Source organism: Brachyspira catarrhinii (assembly GCF_005518285.1).
Taxonomy (GTDB): domain Bacteria; phylum Spirochaetota; class Brachyspiria; order Brachyspirales; family Brachyspiraceae; genus Brachyspira; species Brachyspira catarrhinii.
In genome coordinates this window covers 1-3,175 of record NZ_SJDU01000271.1, presented here as the reverse complement: position 1 = coordinate 3,175, position 3,175 = coordinate 1, and the positions used below count along the sequence as shown (strand labels likewise).

At 31.2% G+C, this 3,175-nt stretch carries 4 protein-coding genes; 2 read left to right on the top strand and 2 right to left on the bottom strand.

Features of this window, described 5'->3' with window-relative positions:
- Both EZH24_RS09205 and EZH24_RS09200 read left to right on the top strand, forming a co-directional pair.
- Positions 1-578: CysS/YqeB C-terminal domain-containing protein (locus EZH24_RS09205; RefSeq protein ID WP_336596093.1), on the top strand; the 578-nt coding region annotated here is incomplete at its 5' end.
- Between the two features lie 10 nt (positions 579-588).
- Positions 589-1,446 (top strand): ribonuclease H-like domain-containing protein, encoded by an 858-nt coding sequence (locus EZH24_RS09200; protein WP_137998863.1) that lies wholly within the window; start codon positions 589-591, stop codon positions 1,444-1,446.
- On the opposite strand, the gene EZH24_RS09195 is transcribed toward EZH24_RS09200, so the two are convergent.
- Positions 1,443-2,594 carry an iron-containing alcohol dehydrogenase gene (locus EZH24_RS09195; RefSeq protein WP_137998862.1) on the bottom strand — a complete coding sequence of 384 codons (1,152 nt, stop codon included), beginning with the start codon at positions 2,592-2,594 and terminating at the stop codon, positions 1,443-1,445. The genes EZH24_RS09200 and EZH24_RS09195 overlap by 4 nt on opposite strands.
- 116 nt (positions 2,595-2,710) lie before the next feature.
- Positions 2,711-3,175, bottom strand: a 465-nt coding sequence (locus EZH24_RS09190; RefSeq protein WP_236847147.1) for a threonine aldolase family protein, incomplete at its 5' end; no start/stop codon positions are given.

Below are 3,175 nucleotides of genomic sequence, written 5' to 3'. Positions count from 1 at the left end.
CTTTAAGAGATTTGCTCGAAAAAGGTTTGTCGCCCGAAGCCATAAGATATTCGCTTATGAGCGCTCATTATAGAAAACAATTAAATTTTACAATCGAAGGAATAAATCAATCTCAAAGCGCAATCGACAGAGTTAACGATTTGATTTTTAGATTGAAAGATATTGACAATACAAACGATAACGAAACAAATAAAAAAATATTGAAAGAAATCGAAGAAGCGAATGAAAAATTTTCCGAGTCTATTTATAACGATTTAAATGTTTCCGAAGCACTCGGAATATTCTTCACTTTGATTAAAGATATAAATGTTTCTTTTAATTCTATAAATATTGAAACGAGAGAGAGGATGATTAAATTTATAGAAAGAGTAAATAATATAATAAATTGTTTTAATATGACGGGAGAAAATAAAAATTCGGATATTGACGAAGAGACTATTAATAAACTTATAGAAGAGAGAAGCGAAGCAAAAAAAGAAAAAAATTATTCCAAAGCGGACGAAATAAGAAATCAGCTTTTGTCTATGGGAATAGAAATAATGGACACTCCTCAAGGCGTTAAATGGAAAAGGAAATAAAATAGAAGTAATGGATTTGATAAAGAAGACATTTCAGCATATAGTGGGAATTAAAAAAGAAAAATTATTATGGGAAGAGGGCGTTATCGATTGGCAGGACGCTATCGACAATATAAATTATTACGCTATGCCAAAAAGTATGAAAGAAGTTTTGAAAAAGGAGCTTCCGAAATCTATTTATAATTTTGATTCTAAAAATTACGATTATTTTATAGAAAATTTTCCAGATAAAATACTTTACAGATTATATCCAATTCTAACTAATAAAACGGTTTTTTTAGATATTGAAACTACGGGATTAAAACCTTCCGCATCCGATATTACCGTTATAGGATGTTATGACGGAAAAGATATAAAGGTTTTCGTTCATGGAATAAACGAAAAAGAATTTTTAGATTATATTAAAGATTATTCGATAATTGTCACTTTCAACGGTTCTTGTTTCGATATTCCTTTTTTGAAAAATTATTTTGAAACCGATATAAATTGCGCCCAAATAGATTTAAGATTTTTGCTTAAAGATTTGGGATTTAGCGGAGGATTAAAAAAAATAGAGCATGATGTCGGAATTAACAGAGGAGACGAAATGGAAGGAGTAAACGGCTACACTGCGGTTTTGCTTTGGAACTATTATAAAGAAACTAAAGATAAAACTGCCATAGATTCCTTGATTCATTATAATCTGCTCGACACGATTAATTTAGAGCATCTTTTATGTTTTGCCTACAATAAATACGCGGAAATGTATAAAACTAAACTTTTGGAATATAGAAAATTACCGATTATAGAAAATTATAAACCGAATAAAAAACTTATAGATTTTTTGCATAAAAATCCATACAAATATGCTCCTAAAAGCGAAAGTTAATAAGCTTGGTCTAATATATTGATTATAGATTCTTTATTCATAGCCTTTGGGAGTTTATCCATTCCGCTATAAGTTAAAGCGAGTTCCGCGACTTTATTAAATTTGTTTCTGTCGATATTGATTTCGTTTAATCGCATAGGCAAATTTATATTTTGTTGTATTTTCTTTATATATTGTCCCGCTTGCGCGCCTATTTCTATAGAAGTCATTTCTTTATCGATGCCTTCTATAAAATCCGCCAATACATGATATTTTTTTGGAGCGGAAGATATATAATATTCCATAACATAAGGAAGCATTATAGAGCATACGATTGATTTATTTACCGCACAAACGCTATTGAGAGCGATTGATAAAGCCCTAATCGCTCCGAAATTCGCGTTGCAAGCTGAAATTGCGCATAACATATTCGCTATAGACATAGAGCTTATATTGTCAATATTTGCCGCGTCTATTATCATTTTATTTATTCCGCTTATGCTCGTTTGCATAGAATATTTTATTAAAGGCTCGTTTATGACATTTAAGGAGCTGCTCATATATATATCGAAAGATAAAGCGAAAACCGAAAGAGCGCTGCTTATAGAATATTTTACGGGGACGGTTTCGTAAAGAGTCGGGTCGATGATGCAGTCTTTAACATATATATTCGAATCGGCGCATTCTTTATAAACTTCGTCATATTTATCGTAAAGATACATTCCCAAAGTCATTTCCGATAAAGAACCCAATATTGTGGGAATTGATATCAAGGGCAAAGGCTTATGATATATTGGCTGTCCGTTCACATAATCCGAAGATTCTCCGCTGTTTGTAACGACTACCGAAGCTCCTTTAGCCGCATTTTGAACCTTAAAACCTCCAACCGCGACTATGCAATCCGCTTTGCTGTATCGAACTAAATTTGCGATTATATCCGCCGCATCGCTCGTATTATTGGAGCTTACCTCCGAATAAACCATCGTATTAATAAAATTTTCGTTTAATTTTCCGACTATTCTGTCTATTAATCCTATTTGATTAAAAGAACTTCCGTCCGTCACTATTATCGCTCGTCCGCCGTATTTTTTTATAATATCGGTTAAAGAGTCGAGAGAATTTGAGCCAAATATTATTTTAGTCGGTATTTTAAATTCTATTATATCCATTTTCCTAAACAATCTATTATAAAAATTAAATATTAATTATATTTTCGGAATTTAGATAGTTAATTTTTAATCGCTATTTTAATGAATATAAAATAATTATAATAACTCTAAATAAATTAAAATTTTATTGATTTTATAATATCGCAAGCTTCGTTCACTTCTTTAATTGATATGTCTCTATGAGTGACGAATCTAACTTTATAATCTCCGAAAGAACTCGCTTTAATTCCCTTCTTTTGCAATTTTGAGATTATATAATCCGACTTTTTAATCGTATCGGCTATAACTATATTCGTTTCCACATTATTAATATCTACGGTTCCAAAACCAGATTCTATTATCGTTTTCGCTATCTTTTTAGCTTTTATATGGTCTTCTTCCAAAGAATCTATATTGTTTTTAAGAGCGTATATTCCAGCTGCAGCCATTAAACCTATTTGTCTTAAACCTCCGCCGATTAATTTTCTAATTCTAAATGCTTCGTCTATAAATTTTTTTTTACCGCAAAGCATAGCTCCCATAGGCGCTCCGAGTCCTTTCGATAAACAAAAAGTTATGGAATCCGTATTTGCAGCTATATC